The following is a 25,339-nucleotide window of genomic DNA, read 5'->3' as shown; positions in this document are numbered from 1 at the left end:
TGGGTTGTTGATCAACGGATGTTTAAGCAGTCACAAATTACAAGGAGTTGCTCTTGAATTCCCTGTTCCCTGTTCCCTGTTCCCTGTTCCCTGTTCCCTGTTCCCTTATTCCTTATTCCCCGACAAAAAACTAATAAGTTCGTGCGGTAATAAAATCAGCCAGAGCAATTAAGGGTTGAGAACGCTCACCAAATGGTTCAAGTTGGGCAATAGCCTCTTCAATCAACTCTTGAGCTTTAGCTTTAGAAGCCTCTAGTCCCCAGAGGCTAGGATAGGTTGCTTTCTGCGCTTGCAGGTCTTTCCCAGCAGTTTTGCCTAATTCCTCCTGAGTTGCGGTGATGTCCAGGATATCATCAATAATTTGAAACGCTAAACCAATATTTTGAGCATAGCGAGACAGGCGTTCTATATCCGCATCGGTTGCACCCGCCAAAATTCCGCCACAGACGACGCAGCTTTCCAGCAACGCTCCGGTTTTATGGGTATGAATGTAATGAAGGGTTTCCTCTTGAATATCCGATTTTCCCTCGGATTCCAAGTCAACCACTTGACCCCCAACCAATCCAGCCGCACCTACGGTTTGACCTAGACGAGCAATTACCTGCAACACCTGCTTGGCTGGAACTCCCTGAGTTTGAGCGGCAACATATTCAAAGGCATACGCCAGCAAACCATCACCAGCCAAAATCGCCATATCCTCACCGTAAACCTTATGGTTGGTGAGTTTACCCCGACGGTAGTCGTCGTTATCCATAGCGGGCAAATCATCATGGATTAACGACATCGTGTGGAGCATTTCCAGGGCGCAGGCGGTTGGCATTGCCATTTCAATCGTGCCACCCATCAGTTCACAAGTTGCCAGACAAAGAATCGGACGTAGTCGTTTCCCCCCAGCTAAGAGGGAATAGCGCATTGCCTCATAAATCTTTTCCGGATAACCTAGGGGTAAAGAACGGTCTAAAGCAACCTCAACTAGAGCTTTCCGCTCTTTGAGATAGGTTGATAAATCAAAGGCTGGGGGTTCCCCATTGGGGGCAGGTCGCCCATCTGTTGCTACCATGCCATCATTCCTTAAATCGTCTTTTCACTGTCTTAACAATTCTACGAGCCTAGGGGCGTTATGAGTTAGCCCTGGTATAACTGAAAACAGTATTTTGCAATAACATCGTCACCGTCATCGGTCCAACGCCACCAGGAACCGGGGTGATAAATTGGGTCATATCCCGAATGGCATCAAAATCCACATCACCCACCAACCGGGATTTTCCCTGAGTATCGGTGACGCGATTGATACCCACATCAATCACAATGGCATTTGGTTTAACCTGATCCGCCGTAATTAGATTAGGGCGTCCGACTGCAGCAATCAAGATATCCGCCTGACGGGTCAGTTCAGCCAAATTTTGCGTGCGCGAATGGGCGATGGTTACTGTAGCATCCGCTTCGAGTAACATGAGTGCGATGGGTTTACCGACCAAAATACTTCGCCCCACGACAACAGCATTTTTCCCTTTCACATCAATCTGGTACTCCCGCAACAGGCGCATCACTCCCGCTGGGGTGCAGCTTCGCAGTCCAGTTTCACCTCGCAGCAGACGCCCTAGATTTAGGGGATGCAGTCCATCGACATCTTTATCAGGATTAATTTGATGCAGTAAATAGACGCTATTTAGATTTTCGGGTAAAGGAAGTTGCAGGAGGATACCATCGACGTTTGGGTCTTGATTGAGACGGTGAATGGCTTGCTCGACCTCGGCTTGAGAGACATCAGCCGGAAAATGTTGCCCAAAGGAGGCAATTCCCACTTTGGCACAGGCGCGTTCCTTATTCCGCACGTAGGTAGCGCTAGCCTGGTCATCGCCGACCATTAGCACCGCTAATCCAGGTGGGCGTCCATAGGTTGATTTGAGCCGTTCTACTTCCGCTTTGAGCTGATCTTGAATACGTTGAGCCAGGGCTTTGCCATCCAGTAACTGAGGGTAAACAGATTTCATCGCTTTACCTCGTGAGACTCCGGCTTCAGCGAAGCAAGCCGGAGAGGGATAGAGGTCAAACCGAACCGCTCGACGCGGCGAGGTTTGACAATCCAGTTGTAGGCACGACGATTAACCCCGTGCTTCGCTGCAACAACTGGACTTTTTTAGCACTAAATTGTCCTAGTCGTTTCCAGTTAACATCGCTAACTGAAACCTGCTTTTTGGTGTCTCCAGAACACCAACCGATGTAAGTTTTTCCGGCTTTTTTGGCTATAACCTTATCGCCCTTTCTGAACCCATGGCGGGTAACTGTGCCGCCATACTTGCGCCGTTTGCCTCCCCTGGACGGAACACACAGGTGTAACTGTCTACGGCTGATTGGCGGTCTGCGGACTATTGCAAAGGGTGCAGGTGTGATCTGAACATTGCCACACCATCCGCCATGCTTGGCATTGTCTGAGTGCCATTCCTGCCATCGGATGAACTCAAACGCCGCCAAGGTAACACCATCAACAGCATGGGTTACTGGTGTCTGATTAGCCTTGTTTTTCTTATCCTTAGCTAACCCTAGCCACTGTCTAAGCTGGCTAGTTCCATGACCATCCCTTTGCCATCCTTGGTGAGTCGTGACGGGGGCTAGTTCAGACAGCCAAGTCAGCATTTGCCTTTGTCCTATCATGACTGGAGAGAACCCAACGCCAGACCGAGCCGACTTGCGACCACTGGTTCTGTCCACATCAGCCATGACTAACTCATCGTGAATGGCACTAATGGGGAACAGCTTAAACAACTCCTTGAGTACCCGTAACTCTAGCTGCTTGTTGGCTCGAATAGAGGGGGGTAGCTTTTTTTGTTTGCGGTTATCAAACCTTTTTTGGCGGTGGCATCGTTCAGAGTAAGGTAGCTTCCGGTTAATCCGTCTACCGCGTCTAGCTCGACGCATGACGCGCCGCAACTCCATCCGTTCTTTAACTGTCTTAAACGGTAAGACTAAATGCCCCATCCAAAGGGTAAAGGAACCCGACTGAACCCCGATTCCGGAATAATGCTTGCCAGGATCTATACCCACGGCTATAGGTTGAACATTCTCTTGTGCGTCAAAGGTTAACTGAATGGCAAAGCATTCTAAGTCGTTATGTACCACCTTGGCTTTACCCTCCTTTAGCCAACGTCTAGTGCGGCTAGGCTTGGTGGGCATTAAAGGCTTACCCGACTTTGATAAAACTGGTACTCGTAACATGGTGATAAACCTCACGAGTGAAAGTGTTTAGTCCCTTCCCGCATCTAAACCAAGATGTCCTGTACAGACGCCCCGGCTGGGCGTCTCTACGGCGACTTGACAAAAAGTCTTAGAGTGATCCGGACTAGGGAAGTATCCGGAAGTCTGTACCAGGTTTAGACTCGATGCGGATATTCAACGCTTACGTTGCCAGATTTGTCTCTAGCAATCCCTAACAGAGCAGCGATAGCTAGGTTAGGGTTGTTGAATAATATTTCGCGGCTGGATACCTCTCTCTGCCATACCAATAAGCATGGACGAAGACGAAAGCCACGCCTCCTAAGTAAGTGAACTGATTCAAAAGTGGTGGGTAGAAAGAGGTGCAGTTTCTACCCAATTGCCCAATGGTTTTTGGGCGTCTTCCCCGCACGGAGTAACGTTAGCTTCGCCAAAGTTATGTCTCGGTACTTTCTCCACCACACTGGCTTTTCCCTATGACCTGTTTAATGGTGGGGTTCTAGAGCAGGGAACTAGCTACGCATTCCCTGGTAGGAACTTTAACACTTGGACATAACGTAGTTCTGTGAGAACCTAGGCTGGTCAACATAAACTTTTTCAAGCTTCGTCTATAGCTAGACTATAGGCGGGGTAGTTGACGGGCAGGTTAACAGACATCTAAGGACTTTGATTATTGTACGGGCAGTGGTGCCACTGCTCAGTATTCAATTCTCAACTATCTAAGCTATAACCGGGATGTAAACCGTTTAGCGTGGGGAACAGTTACGGCAATGTCTGCTCAAAACGACCATCGCTCACGTCTTTGCTCGTCAATTCCAATCCGCCAAAGGTCAACTATGTTTTATCTCCTGCCAATGTGCGTTTTACTGTTTGGGGGAGGACTGGTGAGTTGTAGCAATGTCCCCCTGCTGGGTACTCCGAATGGTATGGGTAACGCTCATACCGTAGATCTCACAGCGATTGGTGAGATCCAATCTGCTCAGAATGCCAATACGGTGCTTTATCTTCAAGGTCAAGTCATCGCCCAAGCCCCTTTTTTAAACTCCGGGGCTTATCAACTTCAGGATACCACGGGTAAAATTTGGGTCGTGAGCAATCAAGAACTTCCCAATGTGGGTGATCAGGTTGTAATTGGGGGACAGCTACAATTCCAAAGTATTCCCATTGGTGGGCAAGAAATGGGTGAAGTTTACCTTCAGGAAACAGAACAGCTTGAACGGAAGGCTGAATAATTTTGTCATTCGTCATTTGTTATTGGTAAGAATGAAGAGTCAATCTATTGAAGTCGCGATCGCGATTCTCTACCGTTCGGGACGGTTTCTCATGCAGCTTAGGAACGACATCCCTGGCATTCTTTATCCGGGGTGCTGGGGATTTTTTGGCGGTCATATTGAGCCAGGAGAAACTCCAGAGGTGGCAATGCGGCGAGAATTACTCGAAGAAATTTCCTATACTCCTCCCCAATTGGCAAAGTTTGATTGCTATAATGATTCCCACGTTATTCGTCATATATTCCATGCCCCTTTAACGGTGGAATTGAATCAATTGGTATTACAAGAAGGCTGGGATCTGGGTTTATTGACGCCCGAAGACATTAAGACAGGTCAGGCTTATTCGGAAATAGCGGGTCAGGTGCGTCCCCTGGGGCAACCTCACCAGACAATTTTATTAGATTTTTTGGCGAGGAAACCTTACCAATGACCCTGACGCGACTGCGATTGCCTCATCTTTTACGTTTTAGCCAATATGCCAGCCTGTCAATGAAACTCATGGCGGTGGGAGTGGTGATTACCTCTGTTTTTATCCTCATCGCTATTTTCGCTCCTGCCTTTCAAGCATGGGGATGGCTACAAGATCCCACCGCATCCCTGATCAACCCCATCCACGAACCCCCTGGTAGCGAACATTGGTTCGGTACTACACGCCAAGGTTATGATGTCTTCTCCCGTACCGTATTTGGTTCCCAAGCGGCGTTAAAGGTGGTGATTCTGGCAACTAGCTTGAGTTTAATTATTGGTGTTCCTTTGGGGTTAGTTAGTGGATATCTAGGCGGCAGATTAGATCGGGTGTTGCTATTTTTGATGGATACGATCTATACCTTGCCCGGATTGCTGCTATCCATTACCCTAGCCTTTGTCGTGGGGCGAGGCGTTTTCAATGCCGCGATCGCACTGAGTATTTCTTACGTTCCTCAATATTATCGCGTTGTCCGTAACCATACCGCCAGCGTCAAAACTGAATTATTTATCGAAGCCGCGCAAGCCATGGGTGCTTCCCCTAGGCGGGTTCTCTCCCGTTACCTATTTCTCAATGTAATTCAAAGCGTCCCGGTTTTATTTACCCTCAACGCCGCCGACGCTATTTTAATCTTAGGTGGACTGGGATTCTTGGGACTGGGACTACCGGAAGAAACTCCAGAATGGGGACATGATTTGCGTCAAGCGCTAGATGCGTTACCCACAGGCATTTGGTGGACAGCTTTATTCCCCGGTTTAGCGATGACATCCATGGTTGTTGGCTTATCGTTATTAGGAGAAGGGTTAACGGAGATTATCAACCCCCGTTGGCAAGAGGGAAGATAAGGGTGCAGGGGTGCAGGGGTACATTCGTAGGGGCGAAGCATTCGCGCCCAAATCTATCGGTTTTCTGCCAACATTTCAACGCGAATGCTTCGCCCAATCCCCAACCCCCAATTACCTGTTCCCCAATTCCAAAGGAACCGGAAGTCATCTTACTCTCGTCGAATAATCAAGACATAACTTTTCAAAGCTAGGTATTCTACCAGCCGATTTGTATGAAATCTATCCAAAACCAGTCTATACGTTTCGCCGCCATTGGCGGGTTATTACTCATTCCCGTTGCTAGTGTAGGATTTTGGTGGACCAGTTCAGTCGCCCAACTGCCTAAACAAGGAAATGTATCTCAAGATAGTCCATCCCTCTCTCCGATTCATCCCGATGAACCCGTTGACGATACCCTCAACGAACGCTTTTCTCTCTCAAATTCCCTAGAACGAATTCAACAAATTAAGAACGCCCTATCCAGCTTTCAGCAGTTAACCGAAACCAGCCAACCCATTTTAGGCGATCGCAAAATTGCGGAAATTGGTCATACCGACTGGGAAACGCAGCACCTGGGCTTTCCCAACTGGGTGGATTCTGTAGAAGGTACGCTTAAAAAACAAGCGTATCAAATTGCTAAACTCGAATTTGAACTTGCCCAAGAACAATACCAATATGGTGAAATTTCCCAAGCTGTTTTAAGTCATAAAGAAGCCAATTATCGCCGCGCCGAACAAGATTTCCAAGAGTTTTGGAATTCATTGAATATTGCCGATTAAGGTGGTTTAAAATTTAGACTTTTCCCTGTTCCCTATTCCCTGACAAATGACAAATGACGTAATTGGTATTGACTTAGGCGGAACCGCGATTAAGCTGGGGCGCTTCCAGAAAGATGGCACTTGCATCCAATCCTTAACCGTGGCGACACCTCAACCCTCAACCCCAAAAGCTGTGGTTGAGGTGATGGCAGACGCGATCGCACAACTCAATCCTAACCATAGCGTTATTGCCATTGGTGTGGGTACTCCAGGACCTGCGGATGCCGCTGGACGGATTGCTAGAGTGGCGATTAATCTCAACAATTGGCTTGATATTCCCCTAGCCGATTGGTTAGAAGCCAAAACAGGTTGCCCGACGATTATCGCCAATGATGCCAATTGTGCGGGTTTAGGTGAAGCTTGGTTAGGTGCAGGACGACCATTTCGCCATCTGATTATGCTCACATTGGGTACTGGTGTTGGTGGGGCAATTATTTTAGATGGGAAACTCTTTGTAGGTTCCCAAGGCGCAGCCGGGGAGTTGGGGTTAATCACATTCAATCCAGACGGTCCTGCTTGTAATAGTGGCAATCAAGGATCTTTGGAACAATATTTATCCATTGGTGCAATTCGTCGCCGTATTGGAAAAGACCCGGCTGAACTGGGTCGTTTGGCAAACGGAGGCAATCTAGAGGCGTTAGACTTTTGGAACCATTACGGACGGGATTTAGGCGCAGGATTGGCGAGTTTGATTTATGTCCTCACTCCAGAAGCGATTGTTATTGGTGGTGGAGTCAGCGCCAGTGCCAAATTTTTCTTACCAGCAGCATGGGCAGAAATTGAACGTCGAGTGTTACCGAGTTCTCGTGCCGGTTTACAGTTACTTACGGCTACCCTAGGGAATCAAGCGGGAATAGTAGGAGCAGCTAAATTAGCCTTACAAATGAGAAATGATGAACTATAGATAAAATACTCAACTGCCTCTTCCGATGCGGTGAAGTGTTAACAAAACCCGCTCACCTCTCCTTGGCGAATAGTCAACTACTCCCAAAAATTATCCTCCAAAAGTTTGACAGATGGATATTCAGACTGCCTTTCTTTGTATTGCTAATTTTGGGACATAACCCAGAACACTTGTATTGACATCTTCACCACCTCAAAGTGCAAAGATCGTAACACAAGTGTCAGAATAGACTCCAAGTTTGATTACCTCCCATGTAGTTTAAGAGAATAAAAGGAAACCCCACAAGATAGTGGGCAACTACAGGACCAGAAATACTTCTGAACTTCCAGTAATTTTTTCCCCATAGCCAGCCCAACAGCCAGGTGCCAGCAACAATTAGAACACTACGAAAGTAAATGTGTGAGAAAGCAAAAAGACTTGCAGAGCAAAGTATCACAGCTCTCTCACGAGAGCCAATTATTTTTTCTAGAATCAGGAAAGCGAATCCTCTCCATACCAGCTCTTGAAATACCGACATGCCAAAATACCAGCCATAGTAACCGAACTCTAGATACAGAGAACGGGGAGAACCTAAAAACCAAGGGAGTAAAGCTAAAAAGATCCAACCTAACAGAAGCAGGAACAGAGTAGAAGGCAGTATCTCGCGTACTGATGAAAGCTCTAGCGAAAGCCCTAGTTTATGTGGAGCCACTCTGTTGATAGACACATAAATCATCATGACGACTGTTGGAAAGCCGCCTAGGGTAAGAAATAAGAACTGCCTGGGTAAAAAACCTGAATAGAGCAGCAGAGAGGGAATGACAAAAGCAATGAACAATAGCCATAGTTCTGGTTTCAATTTATCTACGGCAACAGATACAGCGCGTTTCAAGTTTGTGAGGTACATTGTTTTCCCTCTTATCCTTATCATGTACTTTGACTGTGTACCTGTACTTCATTAACCTTTCTTGGGCAACTTGATTATTTGTTTTTTTTTGCCAAGGCAAGGAATATAGTTGAGTTTATTTGCACCAACCTAGTTAGATTTTTTTGTCTATCTAAATAGGATTTGGTGTTAGTCAAAAGAGAGAATTTACCTAGCTCTTGCACCTAATTTTACACAATATAACCCGTTTTACGTTTAATATAATCAAGAATCTTTTGATAACTATCTGGATCAGTTTGCTCATTAATAATAATGGGGATTGAACTATCAGGTAACCAAAAAGTTAACTTGCCACTCGCCGCATGAGAAAAGCTACTGATGCGGTTGAGATCAATTACATAGTCACTGCGTTCATATCTAACTTGAATCCAAGATCCGGCTAGGGAATGAGCTGAGACTTGTTTAATATACTCCAAAACTTGATGATACCCCTCGGGGTCACTGTGTTGATTAATGATAATCTGGTGGGCACTATTCGGCAACCAGAAAATAATTTTGCCGTTGGGAGCGCAGGCAAACGCACTGATGCGATCGAGATCAATCACATAATTGCTGCGTTCGTAATCAATTTTTATCCAGTACGCCACAAAACCTCCTCAAGCCATTGCGAGCTTTGAGTTATGAGTTGTAGATAATTTTGGCTCGCCTCATAACTCAAAATTCAAACCTCTAGGTCACGATACCTGCACTGGGGATTGCTCGATAATGGGAGCATCAGTTGGGGGACTTGAAACCTCACCCTGGCATTGTTCTATGGCAGCTTGTACAAATCCTTTAAACAAGGGGTGGGGGGCACTCGGTCGAGAGCTAAACTCTGGGTGAAACTGAGTGGCTAGGAAGAAGGGATGATCGGGGTATTCAATGATTTCCACTAAGCGACCATCGGGAGATGTCCCGCTAATCATGTAACCTGTGTCTAAAAGCAGGTTGCGATAGGCATTATTAAATTCATAGCGATGTCGGTGACGTTCATAAATCACCTCTTCCCCATAGAGTGATGCTGCCAAGGTATTCGGCAGAATCCGACAAGGACACATCCCTAAGCGCATCGTACCGCCTAAGTCCACAACATCCTGCTGTTCAGGTAACAAGTTAATCACGGGATTACGAGCATTAGGTACAAACTCAGCACTATGAGCATCCTCAAGCAGGGCAATATTTTGCGCCCATTCAATTACAGAACATTGCATTCCTAAGCATAAACCGAGGAAGGGAATCTTATGGGTACGGGCATATTTAATCGCCGCAATTTTGCCATCTACGCCTCGGATACCAAAACCTCCCGGAACAATGATACCGTTGACTCCGGCTAAAAAGTCTTCGGCGCCCTCGGTTTCAATATCCTCCGAACTCACCCAACGTAGGTTGAATTCGCTCCCCAATGCGATCGCGGCGTGGCGTAATCCTTCGACAACGGATAGATAAGCATCACTCAAGCGGATATACTTGCCGACAATGGCAATTTCTACCTTATGGATTGGGCGATGCATTTGTTCCACCAGGGTTTGCCATTGGCTTAAATCCGGTTCCCGTTGCGGGATTCGCAATAGATCTAGGGTTTGGTTTGCCAGTCCTTCTTGTTCTAAAATCAGGGGGACTTCGTAAATACTATTGGCATCGGGAGAGGTAATCACGGATTCCACAGGCACATCGCAGAACTCCGAGAGTTTCTCTTTAATCCCCGGTTGCAGAGGGCGATCGCACCGACAGACTAAAATATCAGGCTGAATACCAATAGAACGCAATTCTTTCACCGAATGCTGAGTCGGTTTGGTTTTCATTTCACCCGCAGAAGGAATCCACGGTAGGAGAGTAACGTGCATATACAGCACATTATTGCGCCCCACATCCTTACGGAATTGACGAATTGCTTCCAAAAATGGTAATGATTCAATATCCCCGACTGTTCCGCCAATTTCCGTAATCACCACATCCGGATTAGTATTTTGAGCCACCCGATGAATCCGTGCCTTAATCTCATTGGTAATATGGGGAATCACCTGCACCGTTCCCCCCATATAGTCGCCGCGACGCTCTTTATTCAGAACCGCCTGATAGATTGATCCAGTGGTGACACTATTGAGGCGGGACATCAGCGTGTCTGTAAAGCGCTCATAATGTCCCAAGTCTAAATCCGTTTCCGCCCCATCTGCTGTGACAAAAACTTCCCCATGTTGAAAGGGACTCATGGTTCCCGGATCGACGTTAATATAGGGGTCTAGCTTAAGAATCGACACCGAATAGTCCCGTGATTTGAGCAATCGTCCTAAGCTTGCAGCAACGATACCCTTACCGATGCTAGATACAACCCCACCTGTTACAAAGACAAATTTAGCCATAGAATTTTTAAGTACGCCAGACTTTTCAAGATGCACCCCGTTAATTGTGCCACAGTCTTTTAAGATTGTTTCGAGGAGAGCTAGAGCAGGATGCCCTCAATCACTGATAAGAGTAATCTTCCCCTGACCGGTTATTGAAATTGCCATCACCCTGTACACCCAAACCAATGAAACTCGCTTCTCCTAATTTCAGACGCCACAAGTCACGCTGAGAACATCCTTTCTCCATTTTCCATGCACAACTCGTCTGTACTATGCCTGATTGGTTTTTGGGGATGCTTTTATCCTTTACGTTGAACATCCGCTTCCGTCTGGAATGTCCACCACGAAAGCCTGACGCTTTTTTAGTCCTTCTTTTCTCCTTAAGCACCATGAGCTATAGCTGACTATGCCAAAACCCCCAGCCCCTCTCCCACCCAACGCTCATCCCTATTCCCAAGCTAGACGACTTGCGATCGCTTCCGACTGGCAAGGTAACAAATTATCCGCATACCTTTACAAAAGTTGATGTTTCGTTATCTAATATATATATAGTAACTGTACTCAACATAGCCCTAAACTCACTGCACAAGGAGAGCCTCTTCATCTCTACTTCATAAATCAGCTCTCAAATTTTACAGCTTCTTTACCAAAAATAGGGCGATTTTCCGTATACTCAACCTAAATATAGGGTGTTGTTTAGGTTGTTTATGAAAAAAGCTACTTTATTCTTCAAAGCTGCACTTCTAGGAACCACTTGTTTTCTAGTCTATGAATCGCCCCTACAGGCAGCTACCTTTTCAGACACTTCACCGTTTCATTTCACCACAGTCGTCAACAACGGTGATAACATTCCTGGCACTAATCGGTTATTTAACAGCTATAATCAACCCTCAGTCAATAGCAGTGGTCTTGTTGTCTTTCGTGCTCGCAGTCGAGGTGGACAAGGTGGGCAACCGAGTACTGGCATCTTTAGCCGTGATCTGCTCAATCTTGGTTCGATCGAAGCGATCGCAACACGGGGTTCTCTTGTACCTGAGCCGAACAACACCAGCGCCGAGTTTACGGAGTTTCCGTCTTTCCCGCGAATCGATATCGATTCTAGCATGACAGCGACCCGTGGACAATCTAACCCAGTATGGCAGGTTATCGATCCGGTCACGGGGGAAACAGTGACTCAGTTGGGGACTTCCGGAATTTACACCAATCCCATGGGAGAGCTGATCACGGGAGCTAGCCAGCTTGGTGAAGTGAGTGGATTTGACTACTTCAGCGTTCCAAGCAGTAGCCCCACTACGCGATTTGACCAGTTTCCTGGCGCACCTGCACCCACCGATGGCAGCACCATCGTCTTTAAGGGAAATTGGACGGATCAGGCAACAGGAGAAGGGAAGACGGGGGTTTATTTTCGGGATGTCTTGGCGAATGGTGGCACGAATTCCGTTGAGTTGATTGCCGATAGCAATACCGTTATCCCTGGTAACAATCCTACGGGCATTCTCTTTGGTTCAACAGCACCGCCGAGTGCCGCGAGGGGAAATGCTGTATTTCTCGGCGTTGATAATGAGGAATCGCCAACTTTGGGCGGTATCTATCAAGTATCGTTGCTTGAGCCGAGAACCCTTAATCCATTAGTGTCTCTTGGTGAAACTGCACCAGGTAGCAGTTTGCCCTTCACTCGATTGGGTGAGGCATTGTCCTTCGATGGAAATTATCTGGCATTTTGGGGAGCATTGGGTAGCGAGACGAAACCGATTACCCTATTTTGTCCGGAAGAGGGCAATCAAGCGCGGGTTGATTATTGCCAAAGCTTGTATCCCAATGGCTTTACCACTGAAGTCGCTGCTAACCAAGGTATTTTCCTCACGAATACCGAAACGCTAGAGACTCAGCTTATTGCCCAAACGGGTGAGGAAGGTTTCTCTGACTTTCTATTCTGGAACTTCTCCGGTCGTCCACCTGGGGTTGGTGAGGGTGAAGATGAGGAGGGTGACTTGGAACTGGCACGCTGGCGTTCCACAGCTTTTGTTGCGGTTGATGGTTCGCAAATTACTTTTAAAGGCAGCAAAGATTCCGGAATTGAAGGGATTTATGCTCTGTTGGGGCTAGATTCAGAGCTGTTAACTGTAGTGGATACCTCTATGCTCGGTGAGGTGTTAGATCCGGAAGCGACGGGTCTAACTATTTCTTCGGTTGGCATTGAGCGTGACGGCTATCGCGACGGCTGGTTGGCACTGACGGCTAGTATGGTAGGGGATGCGGAAGAAGATTCTTGGGCAGGAATTTATGTGACTCGCACAGCTACTGTTCCAGAACCCTCGTTTTCTCTATTGACAGGTGCGATCGTGTTCGCATTGGGTCTAAGATGTAAGCGCAAAAGTCGTCCTTGATAATCAATAATAGACTGGTTAAACCCATTCAGGTTAAACGCCATGGTACGCTTGTTCCCGTAGAATTTATTCATAGCAGCATGGATAAATATTACGAAGATTAAGAGGACAATGGCAAAATTTTATTCAGAACTCCCCCCAAATTTACAAAACTTTATCAAAGAACAACAGATTTTTTTTACGGCGACAGCACCTCGACAGGGGCGGATTAATCTATCTCCCAAAGGGATGGACACGTTGCGCTGTCTTGATCCGAAAACCGTCGCTTACCTGGATTTAACAGGTAGTGGCAATGAAACGGCGGCTCATTTGCAGGACGATGGTAGACTAACGATCATGTTTTGCAGTTTTACCGATAAACCTCTAATTTTACGCCTTTACGGTCAAGGGCGGGTAATTCGCCCCGTTGCTCCAGAATGGGACACCTTTTATACCCACTTTAATTCGCTGCCAGGACAACGGCAAATTATTGTTCTAGATATTGAATCCGTGCAAACCTCTTGTGGCTATGGTGTTCCCCTATATGAATTTCAAGGTGAACGAGAAACTCTGGTTGAATGGTCAGAGAAAAAGGGAGAACAGGGCATTTATGAATATTGGCAGGCGAAAAATATCCAAAGCATTGATGGATTACCCACTCATCTTTTATCCGATTGAAAAAGTAGGCAGGGTGTAGGGGCGGGTTTCACTACTATCGTTTTTTGCCCACCCTAATGTCACTAAACCCTCCCTGTCTAAATGACGAATGACGAATGACAAATGACAAATGAAAACTATCCTAGGATTAGCTGTATTAGCATCAGTTATTGCATCTCCAGCTTGGGCGGAACACCCTCTTTTCCTTACTTATCCGTCTGACAATCATCAAACCACGGCGGCACAAATTTTCTTAATTGGTACAGCACCACCAACCGGAGAGGTGCGCGTCAATGGTCAAGTTATCCCTCGTAGTTCGGCTGGACATTTTGCGCCGAGTTTTCCCTTGGAATTGGGCAAAAATCGCTTTACTTTGCGCTATCAAAACCAGACAATTCAGATTAATATAACTCGTGTTGACCCTACCCCAAACCTGCCAACCGGGTTAACCTTTGCCAAGGATTCCCTAACCCCAAACGTCGATATTGCCCGATTACCTGGAGAACTCTTATGTTTTAGTGCGATCGCGCCGCCGAATGCTACGGTAACAGTGAACCTGGCAAATCAAGCCATTCCGTTGATGGCTCAATTCCAGAATATCCAGTTACCGCCAAATTCAGCCGGATTAATTGCTCAAAATCAGGTTGGTGTTCAATCGACGACGGGTTACTATCAGGGATGTGCAACCGCAGAAATCGCGGCAAATTTAGGACAACCGCAATATCAGCTAACCTTGAATGGGAAAACCATAAGTCAAGCTGCACCCGGACAGATTTCAATTATCAACCCCGTTGAATTAGAGGTGGCTGAGGTAATCGTGGATGCAGGTGTAGCGCGAACCGGACCAAGTACCACCTATTCTCGCCTCACTCCCTTACCCAAAGGCGTCAGGGCGACAATTACGGGGCGGGAAGGGGAGTGGGTGCGTCTGGATTATGGGGCGTGGATTAAAGCCGAAGAGGTGCGTATCGTTCCCAATACTGTTCCCCCGACAGCCATGATTCGTAGTATCCGCGCTCGTCAGATTCCAGGGGCGACAGAAGTAGTGTTTCCTTTAAGCACACCTGTACCGGTGAGTGTTCAGCAAGGCGATCGCACGTTTACGCTAACGCTGCATAACACAACCGCCCAAACTGATGTGATCCGCTTGGATGATGACCCCTTGATTAAACGCTTAGATTGGCAACAAATTACACCAACTCAGGTAAACTATACCTTTAACTTGAAATCTGACCAACAATGGGGTTATGACCTGAGATATGAAGGAAGCAATCTCATCCTGACGTTACGTCATCCGCCAACTGTTCGCACTCAAAACTTAGAAGTTATCCCTGAAAATGCTTTACAACCCCTAACGGGAATTAAAATCCTCTTAGATCCAGGACATGGGGGGGCGGAATTAGGGGCGAGGGGACCCACAGGTTATCCGGAAAAAGATGTGAATTTGATTGTGTCGAAGTTACTGCGAGATCAACTTCGCCAAAAGGGTGCAACGGTATATATGACAAGGGAAGCGGATCAGGCGGTGTCGTTGGGCGATCGCGTGAATATGATTAATGAGATTAAACCTGCGATCGCGCTTTCAATTCATTACAACGCCCTCCCTGATGCAGGTGACGCGATGAATACTAAAGGGGTTGGGATGTTTTGGTATCATCCCCAAGCCCATAATTTGGCGATATTTTTGCAGGATTATCTGGTGAACCAGTTAGATCGTCCGGCTTATGGAGTGTTTTGGAATAATCTAGCACTCACTCGCCCTCATACCGCGCCATCGGTGTTATTAGAACTTGGATTTATGATTAATCCGGAGGAATTTGAGTGGATTACTAATCCACAGCAACAACAGAGATTAGCCAGTGCGATCGCGGATGGGGTGACAGAGTGGTTCCACAATGTTCAATAGAACCAAACAGTGGGAATTATTTGATTGATCCGGATGAAAAGTATAATTTAAACCCAAGATTCTAAGGCAAAAGGTTCTACCTGTTGAAGGCGTTGGAAATCATTGTCGGTTGTTGAATAAGAGTTTGTTCGCCGAAGATTATGCGGCTACAGTGGTTAGTGTCGAGCAAATACATTAAAATTCGGCTGGGGAGCGAGTATCGTAGACAAGTTGAAGACATTCCTCGAAGTCTTCGCCCTGCCAAGTTCCAGCAAATTTTAGTAAGTCTTTGGCTTTAGAACCTCGTAAAATGGGTTCCCCATCCGGAATCGAAACGGTTCTAGATTGAATTGCAAAGCGGGTAGGTTTGGTTTTGAGGTATTCGAGATAGTCAAGAATTTGCGCCAGAATGGGTTCTGGGGTGGATTCGATCGCGATGAGCAATTGTTCTTTTGTGGTGGTCATAAATAAGTAGGTTATAGGAAATACAGCTATCATGAACGACCTACATCCAATCGAAGATTATGATGTCGGCTGATGCCTCTAGCAACAAGTGGGTGCAACGACCATTACTACTATACCAAATGAACATCGTAGTATTAGGATGTCATGAATCCTGAAGTCCTTTTTCAAGCGAGTACAAGAAGACAGAAGAGTCCAGAGAGCAGAAGGCTCCAATGCTGCACTAGCGGTACCATTGTTGGTTGCGCTGGATAAAAAAACGTGATTTATTGACAAAGAGTTAATAGAAATAATATACTGATAAGATTAAATAATTTAATCGCTCCTAACTCTCTGCTCAAGATAAGTCTAATCAGTTTAGCTTTTAGACCGTTGTAGCTGTAATTGGGTTTTTTAACTAACAAAATGCTGCCATTAAAACGAAAAATATTCAGGGATAAACCGCCTAGACGGCGTTATCGAGTGGGTGCAATTGTCCTGACGGGAGTTGTCTGTGCTGTCGCGGTGTGGTGGACGCCGGTGCGAGCCCAAGACGCTGAAGCGGAAGAAACCACCACGGAACAAGTTCAAGTTCCCGAAGAGGTAGATCCCCAAGCGGCAACCACGACGGAAGATCCGACGATTCCCGTAGAGGAATTGAGACTGTTGGTACAGCCCTTTACCTTAGCCGAACTCGAAATTGAGGCAGCCGCTTGGCTACTGCTGCTCAAAGAAAAAGCCAAAGAAATTAGCGCCGCTGAAATTGCCATCAAACGGCAAAATTTAACCATTGGCAAACAGGAAGAAGCCGCCAATGCGTTAGAGGAAGCCAAGAAAAACCTTGCCGAAGCAGAGGAAGCTCAAGCCGGTGCCACTCCTGGCTCCCCAGAATATGAAGAAGCGGCGAAAAAGGTAGAAGACGCCAAAGAAAACCTGAAAGTAGCCCAAGCAGCCATCGAGGAAGCTGCCGAAACGCAACAGAAGATTGAAGAAGACGAAACCTCAAGCAGCGCCCGAGAAAAAGCCGAGGAAATAGGGGAACTGGAGGCGGCAAAACAAGCGGTTGAGGATGCGAAGAAAGCACGAGAGGAGATGGAAGCCGGCTCGTTGGGCTATGAAGCCACGACGGAAAACATTGATACCCTAGAAGCCGCGATCAAAGACGTTGAGGATGCCAAAGAAGCCCAAGAGGGTACGATTCCTGACTCACCGGAACATAAAGAAGCAACTCAGCAACTTGAAACCAGCCTAGAAGCGCTCAAACAAGCCAGGGAAGCCATTGAAGGAGTGGATGCCCCTGAAGAACAATCCTCCACAAATCTCGATGAACTGACAGCCACTCTGGAAAACACGGAAGTAGACGTTGACGGAGAGGAAAAAGTCGCTGGACCGCCGGAAGTCGCGGAGAGTCAAGGGGAACTTCAAGAACAACAACAGCAGCTTGAAGAGGCAGGCACAAAACTTGAAGAGAATGCCGAAGCCGATTCGGAAGAGAAAAATCAACTGGTGATTGCGGTTACCGAACTTCAAGAGGAACGAACTGCAATTATTGATCGCTTTAACGTCATCCTCGACGAATTGGAGAAAAAAGGCGGCGATCCTGAGTTTTACCGTAAATATATTCAAGCCGTTAGTGGTGTTGAACTTGACATAACCGACACCGAAGGTTTAGGGCTGCGGCTGATCAACTGGTTCTCATCCGAAGAAGGTGGCTTACGCTGGGTTAATAATACGGGCAAGTTTTTAGGTGTTTTTATCGGCGTCGCGATCGCGTCTCAGGTCCTCGGTATCATTGTTAACCAAGCTTTTTTGCGATTGAGCCATATATCCCAACTGTTACGTAACTTCGTGGTTATCGTGATCCAGCGCGGTGGTATCCTGGTTGCCTTCCTACTCGCTCTAACTGCACTTGAAGTCAGCCTCGGTCCAATCCTCGCCCTGCTTGGGGGGGTGAGTTTCGTACTCGCCTTCGCACTGCAAAGTAACCTAGGAAATTTGGCAAGTGGCTTGATGATTATGGCGTACAAGCCCTTCGATGTTGGCGATGAAGTCAAAATCGGTGATTTGTGGTGTTACGTTGATTCAATCACCCTTGCCAATACAAGACTTAAAGGCTTTGGCGCTCAAATTTATACGGTTCCCAACAACACGATTTGGAGCAGTACCATTGAAAACCTGACCACCCAGGATATTCGTAAGGGTGGATTGAGTCTTAATATTTCCTTGGAAACTAACCTGCGCTGGGTCAAGGAAATTTTGTTGGAGATTGGAAAGTCACACCCCTTGACTCTAGACAATCCACCGCCGTCCATTTTTCCTTATAAAGGTAGTGACTATTATGTGATTATGGGGTTTAACTTTTGGACGAAAACTGAGGACTTTTGGACAGCTTATGAAGAGATACTCTACATGGTTCAGGAACGCTTTGCCAAAGAAGGGATCTCAATCATACCCCAGCAAGATATTCGTATTCACTCTGCTGCTGCCAATGGTAAAACGCCAGAATTAGTTTCGCAAATGCCTGTGGAACCCTTAGAACCTCAACTATCTAAGTCTAGTACTAAGTCATTCTTTGACCCTGAGTCATCCTTTGAGGGTGAACCCTCCTTGGGCGTTGATCCCGATGGTCCAGATTAGAACCTAGCTTTTAGGTTTTAGGTAGGGCTTTTCTACTGGAGAGACGTTCCACCGGAACGTCTCTACTAATTTTGTAGCTGTACTCACGTCTCTGGCTCAATTCCAGCCGCTCGTAACTGTGCGATCAAGGCTTGAACTCGTTGCTGTTCTTGTTCAGCCCGTTGTCGTTCTTGTTCAGCCCGTTGTCGTTCTTGTTCAGCCCGTTGTCGTTCTTGTTCAGCCCATTGTCGTTCCTGCTCAGCCCGTTGTCGTTCCTGCTCAACCAATTCTACCCCCCAAGGTAAAAGTTGCCCAGATTCATCCCACCACCGCAACCAATACCCCTGACGGTTTCCCTTCCTTCCTTCCCACACACCCAAAAATAAGCCGAGTGCTTCTATCCAATAGCGGTTCTCTTGTGGCGACTGCAAAACATAATGTCCAGCATCATTGAGCTGATACATTTCCAGCACACCTTCTTGAGGTTCAAAAATTCCATACTGGGGGACTCGCAACACTTGCTCATAAAAGTACCATTTCCCTGGAGGATAAGTCGGCTTGCTCGAATATTCATTTCCTTCTGTATCTGAAAGAAATTCAATTACAATTCCTGGAATATCCCCTTGCAGGTGTGGCGTATAACTGCGACGCACGTTTCCTAGGGATACCTCAATCCGAGGTACATACATCCAATCGGGAGCTTTAACCACAAACTTATCCTCTAACCGGGCGCAGACACCGTAATTCGTAGCGACTAATGTATTGTCTTGCAATCGCCCGGTTTGTTCTAAACTGTCGCTGAGTGCGGCGGCTAATGTCGGCTGATCAATATTATCCACAGGATCATCGGGTAAGGGAAAATCATCGGGTAGCTTCTCCCAGGTAATTTTAGGCTGAGTTGCAACCGTCGTCATTAGGTATCATCTCCCTCCATCTGTAAGCCCTATTTTAGATTAAAATTTGAATGGATTACAAACCCGCAACAACAGAGATTAGCCCGTGCGATCGCGGATGGAGTGACACAGTGGTTCCAGAATGTTCAATAGAGCCAAACAGTGAGGATTATTTGATTGAGCCGGATGAAAATCATTCAAACCCAAGAGTCTAAGGCAAAAGGTTCTACCTGTTGAAGGCGTTGGAAATCATTGTCGGCAAATACATCAGAATTCGCCTGGGGAGCGAGTGTCGTAAACAAGTTGAAGACATTCCTCGAAGTCTTCGCCCTGCCAAGTCCCAGCGAATTTTAGTAAGTCTTTGGCTTTAGAGCCGCGCACAATGGGTTCCCCATCCGAAATTGGAACGGTTTTAGAGCGAGTGGTAGGGCGGGTAGGTCGGGTTTTGAGGTATTCCAGATAGTCGAGAATTTGCTCCAGAATGGGTTCTGGGGTAGATTCGATCGCGATGAGCAATTTTTCTTTAGTGGTGGTCATAGGTTAGTGGTATAGGAAATACAGCTATCATGAATGATCCCCCATCGGAATTTTTCCGTCCTTTACCGTACCGCTCAAGATTTCGATATTCTAACACTTTATTGGCTATGGGGCGTTGCCTCGCCTTAACCCCCACCTACGAAAGTGAGGTGGGAGATGGATTCCTAATTATCTATAAGCTAAGTAGTACTAAAGCTAAGATTTCGAGTGAGATTCATCTGTCTAAGGTAGAGTCCCGTTATCGGCAATAACTTATTTTTGACTTTTTCAGTCACACCCACCTCAAAAAAGACTGATGACACTTAATGATTAGTTCGAGTGGTTTTAAACAGATGTTTTGCTAGACCACTAGATGGCAAGGGGGTAGATGTGGCTTCACCCGCAAATTTCTATCCCTCGAATGAGTTTAATCTAACTTCAGAGGGTCAGCAGCCAGACAATTTAATTGTTAATCTAAGTTTAGTGATTGTCTGATTTATTAATTATTTTAAAAATACAATCATTAACTTCCGATTGAATCATCAACGTATTAAATTTTCACAATGGAGAATAACCTAGAAAATCCAATGGTTCGTTTTCTGAGCCAGTCATCACTTTTACTCCTCAGTTTTTGTGACGACGCTTTAGTGTTGGGACTTTCTCAAATGGGACTTCACATACAGTGGCTCAAGTGGATTTCTCAAGTAATACTGGGCTGCACGATACTCTATTGGGGGGTAAAAGGTTGGAAAAATCGGCACATTTTTTTGAAAGTTACAAAGCTTCTCACTAACACTTAAAGCTGAAGCTGGTTTTTTATAACTTCAACACTTTACTAACTGATTAACCAAACTTTTACAGTATGAATTATTACTTTGTGGAGACGTTCCGCCGGAACGTCTCTACTTATTCTCGATCACTAACTGCTATTACACCAACTGACACACGAGTCCCTTAATTTTGAGACTCCTGGGATTTTTTAGTCATCTTCTGAGATTTGTTCAGATAATCTTGATTAATCTTTATTTGCTCAGTGATGGCTTCTGTCTGTGCATTAGTGGCTTTTACATGATGGTTCACAGCGGCTTCATAAGCTTGATTAGAGGCTTCACCGTGCTTTTGATCAGACTTTTCAGCTTCTTCAATTAAAGCTTTCGCTTCCTGCTGTATGGTTTGGCTGTACTCTTCTAGAGACTTTCCATGTTCTGGGTTCCCTCTCTCTTTGAAAGATTTCCCCAACTTCTCTAGACGTTTGCCCTGCTCCTCAATCTGCTTGCCATGTTTCTGTGCCAGTTGAGTCGTTTTGTCAGAAATATCTTTCATATCAGGTTTCTATATTCACAACTACTATCACGTTAATCCTTAACTATATTGTCTATCACCTGTCTCAGGGTAAAGTTCCAGGATTTCCCTTGTGAATTATCCAGACGCGATCGCTAATCTTCTGTAAGAGTTTATATGTTCCTATGTTACGCGATCGCTATGTCCCCTCCCTCTGCGCCAGAACCCCCATCTCCTCTCAATTTGGATGAGTGGATTGCGATTATTGTGACATTGACAACAATTGGCGGTATTTTCTATTGGGCGATAGGTAGAGAACATAAAGATCAGATTCTGCAAGACTTGGGGTTTTCCCCGCCCTCACCTCAACCTGACTCAACACCGGAATCTCCAGAGCCGACTAAACCCACACCGACGACTCCTGAGTTATCCACTTCTGAGACAACACCTCGTCGGGAAGCTGAGGTGCAGGGGAGTCGGGTTCCAAGGGTGCAAGGGAGAATGCAAGCGGCTCCAGCACCTGGAGCGCCGGAGAAAACTCCATCCCCAACTGTAACGCCAACCGTAACCCCAACACCTACTCCCTCGGTGGAATTTTCTGATGTACCGGATGAATTTTGGGCGCATGTTGCAATCGCAGCGTTGGCGCAGCGAGATATTGTGGTGGGCTTTCCCCAGAGTGAATTTAAACCTCAGCGATTTGCCACTCGTGGAGAGTTAGCCGCTATGCTACAGAAGGCATTTGATCCACAACCAAAGCGGCGTGCGATCGCGCGGAGCGCAATGCCGGAGGCAATCGCGTTTAAAGATTTACCCCCCAATTACTGGGGCGCTGAGGCGATTGAGGAGATGGCTAAAGCGGGAATAATCATTGGATATCCGGATGATAAATTTCGTCCTAACCAACCGATCACCCGTGCAGAAGCATTAGTGGTTTTGGCTAAAGCCCTAAACCTTAAACCCCCATCCGAACCCACTAAAACCTTACAACAGTACCAAGATAGCGATCAAATACCCAACTATGCGATCGCCAACGTCGCAGCGGCGATCAAAGCAGGTTTAGTCGCTGGCTATCCTCAAGGCGATTTGCTCAATCCGAATAAACCGGCTAGCCGTGCTGAACTTGCGGCTATGCTTCATCAAGCTGTGGTGGTTTCCCAAAAAAGAGCTTAACTCCAATAAATAACGTTTCACCCTATCTCTTCCGCCTAGCTTTTCTCTAGTAATTTGACCTATGCCGATGGACGTACTTTACCTAAATTAACGGATTATCCTCCTCCAACATTCTGCTAAACAATTGACCATTGAATTAGCCAACAGTCTACCCTCAGATAGATTAATCATTATTGGCTATAGAGCTACTCTGAAATAAGCCAATTAATTCGATTGGTTTAAGGTTGAGTAGATCGGATATTTCTGCTATTCAGTTTATGCGATTCAGACAGGCGTCTCAACGCTAAACCTTTAGTCTGCTCAAAACATGCTACTGTTCAGCGAACACCAGAGGAGACTTTGGTAAACAATAAGTCTATATCATCATAGGCATATCTGAATGGCAAGTCAATCCTTAAAATCAAGCTACTCACTTAATAAACAACTCGTAAATAGGAGAACACAAGAGAATGGTTGCTACCCTTACTGATGCTAAGCGCTCTGCCATTGCTGAAAAACTTGCCGATATGCGGGCAATTCAAAATTTAATTATTGCTAATGAACAGCAATTTATAAAGGAATGTAAAAACAACGAGATTTTTGGTCGCTTAGAAGACATGTTGGAGGATGACCAGAACAACCTGGACGTTCTGGAAACAAGCATCACTCAGTATGGAATTCAATCTGAGCCAAAAGAGAAAGTTCAAAAAATGATTGAACAGGCTCAGGAGATGATGAAAAGCTCTGAACTCAGCCTTTATGAGAAACTGGCTCAGCATGAACTCCTGAAACATGGACAAGTCATGTCTGGACTTGTGGTTCATAAGGCAGCTCAAATCGCTGGTGCGGATGTCGAGGAAGCACTTTCCCCCCTAAATTCGGTTAACTTTGAAAACCGGGCTCATCAGGAAAGACTTAAGGGAATGTTGGAATATTTAGGCACTCAAGAGTTAACGGGTGAAGAACCTGATCAAGGGCTTTGGGGACGAGTTCAGGATGCAGTAGCTGCGATGACGGGCGTGATTGGTAGTGCTGTGACTCAGGCTTCTGACAGGTCTGATATGGATATCATGGATATCATTTTCATGGATCACCAAAAAGCCAAAACCTTAATTAGTGAAATTAAGGGAACCAACAATCCGCAGCGCATCCAGGAGTTTTTTGGACAGCTCTACAAGGATGTAATTGTTCACGCCAAGGCGGAAGAAGAAATCGTCTATCCTCAAGTTCGTTCATTTTATGGCGAGGATGATACTCAGGAACTCTATGATGAGCAGGCTGAGTTAGAAACTATTCTGAATGAGATGAAAGAGCTAGATCCGACTTCCTCCGAGTTTAAGTCCAAACTCAAGCAGGTGAAAGACATGATTGGCGATCACACTCGTCAAGAAGAAAGCACTATGTTTGCTTCTATTCGCAAGAATCTTTCCCCAGAGCAGCGAGAACAAATGGCAACTCAATTTAAGGAAGTCAAGAAAAAATTGCAAAGCCAAATGTAGGTGACTAGAGTGGCGGCTGGCTAATCCCAGTTAGCCGTCACAATACGTCAGGCATTCATCTTCTATTGTTGGGGCGGGTTTAGAAACTATAGCCAGCTATTCAAAAATAACTGAACAACAAAACCCGCCCTTGCTACTCATCGATAACGTATCAACAAGACCTCTTTAAAAAGTCATTTGAAGCACTAAAGTGCCGACTACGAACGAACGAATGAACGAAGATCAGGGATATCTTTTATTCCCTTTCCTGAACCATAACAACTGAAATAAGAGCTTTATATCATGACAATTACACCCGATAAAATTCCCCCTCAATCACAAGAGAGAAAACCGGCTTTAGAGTCAGAAATGACGCCAAAGCCTGAATATGATGATCCCAACTATAAAGGTAGTGACAAGTTACTGGATAAAGTAGCCTTGATTACTGGCGGAGATAGTGGGATTGGTCGTTCTGTTGCGGTTTTCTATGCCAAGGAAGGAGCCGATGTTGCGATTGTTTACTTAGACGAGCATGGAGATGCTCAAGAAACAAAAGAAGCTGTAGAATCCTATGGTCGTCGTTGTTTATTAATTCCTGGCGATATTCGCAACGAAAAGTTCTGCCAAGAAGCGGTTCAGAAAACAGTTGATGAATTTGGCAAGCTGGATATCCTGGTCAACAACGCGGCGGAGCAATATCTAGAAGAGAGCATTGAGGAAATTGACTCAGCCCGATTAGGTAGCACATTTGCGACAAATATCTTCTCAATGTTCTATTTCACTAAGGCGGCTTTGCCTCACCTTGAGCCAGGGAGTTCTGTGATTAACACGACTTCAATTAATGCATATAAAGGTAACTCGTCTCTGCTCAGTTATTCGGCGACAAAAGGTGCTATTCTTGCCTTTACTCGCTCCATTTCCCAACCTTTAATTGAGAAAGGCATCCGCGTAAATGGTGTAGCGCCAGGTCCCATCTGGACACCGTTTATTCCTGATGCGTTTCCTGGTGAGCAAGTCGAAACGTTTGGTAAACAAGTTCCGATGAAGCGTCCAGGACAACCCAAGGAAGTTGCACCGAGTTTTGTTTTCTTAGCTTCTCAAGATGCGTCTTATATGGCGGGTCAAGTACTGCATCCGAACGGTGGTGTGGTTGTTGGTGCATGAGACTCGGTGTAGGGTGATCCCAGCACGACTATTTCCTCTAAATGTAGAGACGCGCCATGGCGCGTCTCTATTCAACGTGTTCGCGGGAGTCCCCACCCTCAGCGCTAGCAGGGTGGGGAGGGATAGCGGGATGCCGGAAGAATGGAGG

24 protein-coding genes are annotated in these 25,339 nt (G+C 46.1%); 14 read left to right on the top strand and 10 right to left on the bottom strand.

Translation table 11 applies throughout. The annotated features are described in order from the left end of the window. Window positions 1-130 precede the first annotated feature (130 nt). From crtE to ACLGGO_RS16415, 3 genes are read right to left on the bottom strand one after another with little or no spacing between them, the layout of a single operon-like run. On the bottom strand, window positions 131-1,060 hold the full coding sequence (crtE, locus tag ACLGGO_RS16425) for a geranylgeranyl diphosphate synthase CrtE (RefSeq protein ID WP_446420103.1): 930 nt from the start codon (window positions 1,058-1,060) through the stop codon (window positions 131-133). Window positions 1,061-1,118: 58 nt separating this feature from the next. Next, a complete protein-coding gene (gene folD, locus ACLGGO_RS16420; protein WP_446337834.1) occupies window positions 1,119-1,994 on the bottom strand; it encodes a bifunctional methylenetetrahydrofolate dehydrogenase/methenyltetrahydrofolate cyclohydrolase FolD in 876 nt (291 codons plus the stop codon). Between the two features lie 55 nt (window positions 1,995-2,049). After that, complete coding sequence (locus ACLGGO_RS16415; RefSeq protein WP_446420102.1) at window positions 2,050-3,216, bottom strand: RRXRR domain-containing protein; 1,167 nt, start codon at window positions 3,214-3,216, stop codon at window positions 2,050-2,052. 833 nt (window positions 3,217-4,049) lie between these two features. On the opposite strand from ACLGGO_RS16415, the gene ACLGGO_RS16410 reads away from it, so the two are divergent. The 5 genes from ACLGGO_RS16410 to ACLGGO_RS16390 all read left to right on the top strand — a co-directional run bounded on the left by ACLGGO_RS16410 (window position 4,050) and on the right by ACLGGO_RS16390 (window position 7,496). Next, on the top strand, window positions 4,050-4,445 hold the full coding sequence (locus ACLGGO_RS16410) for a hypothetical protein (protein WP_446420101.1): 396 nt from the start codon (window positions 4,050-4,052) through the stop codon (window positions 4,443-4,445). Between the two features lie 31 nt (window positions 4,446-4,476). Further along, window positions 4,477-4,914 carry an NUDIX hydrolase gene (locus tag ACLGGO_RS16405; protein WP_446337837.1) on the top strand — a complete coding sequence of 146 codons (438 nt, stop codon included), beginning with the start codon at window positions 4,477-4,479 and terminating at the stop codon, window positions 4,912-4,914. Then, a complete protein-coding gene (locus ACLGGO_RS16400; protein WP_446420100.1) occupies window positions 4,911-5,795 on the top strand; it encodes an ABC transporter permease in 885 nt (294 codons plus the stop codon). Before ACLGGO_RS16405 ends, ACLGGO_RS16400 begins: the two co-directional genes overlap by 4 nt. Before the next feature lie 212 nt (window positions 5,796-6,007). Next, window positions 6,008-6,553 (top strand): hypothetical protein, encoded by a 546-nt coding sequence (locus ACLGGO_RS16395; protein ID WP_446420099.1) that lies wholly within the window; start codon window positions 6,008-6,010, stop codon window positions 6,551-6,553. A gap of 46 nt (window positions 6,554-6,599) precedes the next feature. Then, on the top strand, window positions 6,600-7,496 hold the full coding sequence (locus ACLGGO_RS16390; RefSeq protein WP_446420098.1) for an ROK family protein: 897 nt from the start codon (window positions 6,600-6,602) through the stop codon (window positions 7,494-7,496). Between the two features lie 220 nt (window positions 7,497-7,716). Here the strand turns inward: ACLGGO_RS16390 and ACLGGO_RS16385 are convergent, their stop codons facing one another. From ACLGGO_RS16385 to ACLGGO_RS16375, 3 genes are all read right to left on the bottom strand, one after another. Continuing rightward, window positions 7,717-8,382 (bottom strand): CPBP family intramembrane glutamic endopeptidase, encoded by a 666-nt coding sequence (locus ACLGGO_RS16385; RefSeq protein WP_446420097.1) that lies wholly within the window; start codon window positions 8,380-8,382, stop codon window positions 7,717-7,719. A 209-nt stretch (window positions 8,383-8,591) separates the two neighbouring features. Further along, window positions 8,592-9,008 (bottom strand): hypothetical protein, encoded by a 417-nt coding sequence (locus tag ACLGGO_RS16380; RefSeq protein ID WP_446338594.1) that lies wholly within the window; start codon window positions 9,006-9,008, stop codon window positions 8,592-8,594. A gap of 87 nt (window positions 9,009-9,095) precedes the next feature. Continuing rightward, complete coding sequence (locus tag ACLGGO_RS16375) at window positions 9,096-10,760, bottom strand: CTP synthase (RefSeq protein WP_446420096.1); 1,665 nt, start codon at window positions 10,758-10,760, stop codon at window positions 9,096-9,098. A gap of 689 nt (window positions 10,761-11,449) precedes the next feature. On the opposite strand from ACLGGO_RS16375, the gene ACLGGO_RS16370 reads away from it, so the two are divergent. The 3 genes from ACLGGO_RS16370 (at window position 11,450) to ACLGGO_RS16360 (ending at window position 15,671) form a co-directional block, all read left to right on the top strand. After that, window positions 11,450-13,129, top strand: a complete 1,680-nt coding sequence (locus tag ACLGGO_RS16370) for a DUF7453 family protein (RefSeq protein WP_446338592.1) — start codon at window positions 11,450-11,452, stop codon at window positions 13,127-13,129. 111 nt (window positions 13,130-13,240) lie between these two features. Then, window positions 13,241-13,786, top strand: coding sequence for a pyridoxamine 5'-phosphate oxidase family protein (locus tag ACLGGO_RS16365; protein WP_006099186.1), 546 nt, complete (start codon window positions 13,241-13,243; stop codon window positions 13,784-13,786). A gap of 109 nt (window positions 13,787-13,895) precedes the next feature. Continuing rightward, a complete protein-coding gene (locus ACLGGO_RS16360; protein ID WP_446420095.1) occupies window positions 13,896-15,671 on the top strand; it encodes an N-acetylmuramoyl-L-alanine amidase in 1,776 nt (591 codons plus the stop codon). Between the two features lie 174 nt (window positions 15,672-15,845). Here ACLGGO_RS16360 and ACLGGO_RS16355 read toward each other — a convergent pair whose 3' ends face one another. Then, window positions 15,846-16,115 carry a hypothetical protein gene (locus ACLGGO_RS16355; RefSeq protein ID WP_446420094.1) on the bottom strand — a complete coding sequence of 90 codons (270 nt, stop codon included), beginning with the start codon at window positions 16,113-16,115 and terminating at the stop codon, window positions 15,846-15,848. A 402-nt stretch (window positions 16,116-16,517) separates the two neighbouring features. On the opposite strand from ACLGGO_RS16355, the gene ACLGGO_RS16350 reads away from it, so the two are divergent. Continuing rightward, window positions 16,518-18,728, top strand: coding sequence for a mechanosensitive ion channel domain-containing protein (locus tag ACLGGO_RS16350; protein ID WP_446420093.1), 2,211 nt, complete (start codon window positions 16,518-16,520; stop codon window positions 18,726-18,728). 83 nt (window positions 18,729-18,811) lie between these two features. On the opposite strand, the gene ACLGGO_RS16345 is transcribed toward ACLGGO_RS16350, so the two are convergent. Next, window positions 18,812-19,621, bottom strand: coding sequence for a Uma2 family endonuclease (locus ACLGGO_RS16345; RefSeq protein WP_446420092.1), 810 nt, complete (start codon window positions 19,619-19,621; stop codon window positions 18,812-18,814). Between the two features lie 50 nt (window positions 19,622-19,671). On the opposite strand from ACLGGO_RS16345, the gene ACLGGO_RS16340 reads away from it, so the two are divergent. Continuing rightward, window positions 19,672-19,815, top strand: coding sequence for a hypothetical protein (locus ACLGGO_RS16340; protein WP_446420091.1), 144 nt, complete (start codon window positions 19,672-19,674; stop codon window positions 19,813-19,815). A 52-nt stretch (window positions 19,816-19,867) separates the two neighbouring features. Here the strand turns inward: ACLGGO_RS16340 and ACLGGO_RS16335 are convergent, their stop codons facing one another. Then, window positions 19,868-20,137 carry a hypothetical protein gene (locus ACLGGO_RS16335; RefSeq protein WP_446420090.1) on the bottom strand — a complete coding sequence of 90 codons (270 nt, stop codon included), beginning with the start codon at window positions 20,135-20,137 and terminating at the stop codon, window positions 19,868-19,870. A 29-nt stretch (window positions 20,138-20,166) separates the two neighbouring features. On the opposite strand from ACLGGO_RS16335, the gene ACLGGO_RS16330 reads away from it, so the two are divergent. After that, the gene (locus ACLGGO_RS16330) at window positions 20,167-20,388 is read left to right on the top strand and encodes a hypothetical protein (RefSeq protein WP_446420089.1); all 222 of its coding nucleotides are present in this window, start codon (window positions 20,167-20,169) and stop codon (window positions 20,386-20,388) included. 682 nt (window positions 20,389-21,070) lie between these two features. Here ACLGGO_RS16330 and ACLGGO_RS16325 read toward each other — a convergent pair. Then, window positions 21,071-21,439, bottom strand: a complete 369-nt coding sequence (locus ACLGGO_RS16325) for a hypothetical protein (RefSeq protein ID WP_446420088.1) — start codon at window positions 21,437-21,439, stop codon at window positions 21,071-21,073. A gap of 135 nt (window positions 21,440-21,574) precedes the next feature. On the opposite strand from ACLGGO_RS16325, the gene ACLGGO_RS16320 reads away from it, so the two are divergent. From ACLGGO_RS16320 to ACLGGO_RS16310, 3 genes are all read left to right on the top strand, one after another. Beyond that, window positions 21,575-22,570 carry an S-layer homology domain-containing protein gene (locus tag ACLGGO_RS16320; protein ID WP_446420087.1) on the top strand — a complete coding sequence of 332 codons (996 nt, stop codon included), beginning with the start codon at window positions 21,575-21,577 and terminating at the stop codon, window positions 22,568-22,570. Between the two features lie 449 nt (window positions 22,571-23,019). Then, a complete protein-coding gene (locus tag ACLGGO_RS16315; protein WP_446338586.1) occupies window positions 23,020-24,048 on the top strand; it encodes a hemerythrin domain-containing protein in 1,029 nt (342 codons plus the stop codon). Window positions 24,049-24,330: 282 nt separating this feature from the next. Beyond that, the gene (locus ACLGGO_RS16310) at window positions 24,331-25,191 is read left to right on the top strand and encodes an SDR family oxidoreductase (protein ID WP_446338585.1); all 861 of its coding nucleotides are present in this window, start codon (window positions 24,331-24,333) and stop codon (window positions 25,189-25,191) included. Window positions 25,192-25,339 lie beyond the last annotated feature (148 nt).

Origin of the sequence: Coleofasciculus sp., from assembly GCF_046565525.1 — a bacterium.
In the GTDB taxonomy this organism is placed as follows: Bacteria; Cyanobacteriota; Cyanobacteriia; order Cyanobacteriales; family Coleofasciculaceae; genus Coleofasciculus.
This window is presented reverse-complemented; position numbering and strand designations above follow the sequence as displayed.

Bases quoted from the DNA above. Each gene is read 5' to 3' on its own strand.
- crtE (WP_446420103.1), bottom strand. From the start codon at position 1,060: ATGGTAGCAACAGATGGGCGACCTGCCCCCAATGGGGAACCCCCAGCC.
- folD (WP_446337834.1), bottom strand. From the start codon at position 1,994: ATGAAATCTGTTTACCCTCAGTTACTGGATGGCAAAGCCCTGGCTCAA.
- ACLGGO_RS16415 (WP_446420102.1), bottom strand. From the start codon at position 3,216: ATGTTACGAGTACCAGTTTTATCAAAGTCGGGTAAGCCTTTAATGCCC.
- ACLGGO_RS16410 (WP_446420101.1), top strand. From the start codon at position 4,050: ATGTTTTATCTCCTGCCAATGTGCGTTTTACTGTTTGGGGGAGGACTG.
- ACLGGO_RS16405 (WP_446337837.1), top strand. From the start codon at position 4,477: ATGAAGAGTCAATCTATTGAAGTCGCGATCGCGATTCTCTACCGTTCG.
- ACLGGO_RS16400 (WP_446420100.1), top strand. From the start codon at position 4,911: ATGACCCTGACGCGACTGCGATTGCCTCATCTTTTACGTTTTAGCCAA.
- ACLGGO_RS16395 (WP_446420099.1), top strand. From the start codon at position 6,008: ATGAAATCTATCCAAAACCAGTCTATACGTTTCGCCGCCATTGGCGGG.
- ACLGGO_RS16390 (WP_446420098.1), top strand. From the start codon at position 6,600: ATGACAAATGACGTAATTGGTATTGACTTAGGCGGAACCGCGATTAAG.
- ACLGGO_RS16385 (WP_446420097.1), bottom strand. From the start codon at position 8,382: ATGTACCTCACAAACTTGAAACGCGCTGTATCTGTTGCCGTAGATAAA.
- ACLGGO_RS16375 (WP_446420096.1), bottom strand. From the start codon at position 10,760: ATGGCTAAATTTGTCTTTGTAACAGGTGGGGTTGTATCTAGCATCGGT.
- ACLGGO_RS16370 (WP_446338592.1), top strand. From the start codon at position 11,450: ATGAAAAAAGCTACTTTATTCTTCAAAGCTGCACTTCTAGGAACCACT.
- ACLGGO_RS16365 (WP_006099186.1), top strand. From the start codon at position 13,241: ATGGCAAAATTTTATTCAGAACTCCCCCCAAATTTACAAAACTTTATC.
- ACLGGO_RS16360 (WP_446420095.1), top strand. From the start codon at position 13,896: ATGAAAACTATCCTAGGATTAGCTGTATTAGCATCAGTTATTGCATCT.
- ACLGGO_RS16355 (WP_446420094.1), bottom strand. From the start codon at position 16,115: ATGACCACCACAAAAGAACAATTGCTCATCGCGATCGAATCCACCCCA.
- ACLGGO_RS16350 (WP_446420093.1), top strand. From the start codon at position 16,518: ATGCTGCCATTAAAACGAAAAATATTCAGGGATAAACCGCCTAGACGG.
- ACLGGO_RS16345 (WP_446420092.1), bottom strand. From the start codon at position 19,621: ATGACGACGGTTGCAACTCAGCCTAAAATTACCTGGGAGAAGCTACCC.
- ACLGGO_RS16340 (WP_446420091.1), top strand. From the start codon at position 19,672: ATGGATTACAAACCCGCAACAACAGAGATTAGCCCGTGCGATCGCGGA.
- ACLGGO_RS16335 (WP_446420090.1), bottom strand. From the start codon at position 20,137: ATGACCACCACTAAAGAAAAATTGCTCATCGCGATCGAATCTACCCCA.
- ACLGGO_RS16330 (WP_446420089.1), top strand. From the start codon at position 20,167: ATGAATGATCCCCCATCGGAATTTTTCCGTCCTTTACCGTACCGCTCA.
- ACLGGO_RS16325 (WP_446420088.1), bottom strand. From the start codon at position 21,439: ATGAAAGATATTTCTGACAAAACGACTCAACTGGCACAGAAACATGGC.
- ACLGGO_RS16320 (WP_446420087.1), top strand. From the start codon at position 21,575: ATGTTCCTATGTTACGCGATCGCTATGTCCCCTCCCTCTGCGCCAGAA.
- ACLGGO_RS16315 (WP_446338586.1), top strand. From the start codon at position 23,020: ATGGTTGCTACCCTTACTGATGCTAAGCGCTCTGCCATTGCTGAAAAA.
- ACLGGO_RS16310 (WP_446338585.1), top strand. From the start codon at position 24,331: ATGACAATTACACCCGATAAAATTCCCCCTCAATCACAAGAGAGAAAA.